1 pseudogene is annotated in these 317 nt (G+C 34.7%); it reads left to right on the forward strand.

The features are described from left to right. Positions 1–317, forward strand: a pseudogene (locus tag HMPREF0634_RS01020) (transposase); the annotation flags it as partial.

The raw sequence follows: 317 nt of genomic DNA on the forward strand, positions 1-317 counted from the left end.
TAGATAGGAGGCAAAGATACCTCTTTGAGTATTTTAATTCCTATCCCTTGAAGGTCAGAAAAAGGGTAGAATATGTGACTACAGACATGTATAAGCCATATATTGATCTTGCCAAGAAGGTTTTTCCAAATGCCAATATTGTGGTCGATAAATTCCACATAGTACAGCTCTTGACGAGAGAGCTAAACAAGTTAAGGATAAATGAGATGAAGAAGCTTAATACCAGATCTAGATAGTATAAAGTACTGAAGAGATACTGGAAAATACCCCTTAGGAAGAACTGGGAGTTAAACAGTATATATTTTTACAAGAATAGA

Origin of the sequence: Peptostreptococcus stomatis DSM 17678, assembly GCF_000147675.1 — a bacterium.
GTDB lineage: Bacteria > Bacillota > Clostridia > Peptostreptococcales > Peptostreptococcaceae > Peptostreptococcus > Peptostreptococcus stomatis.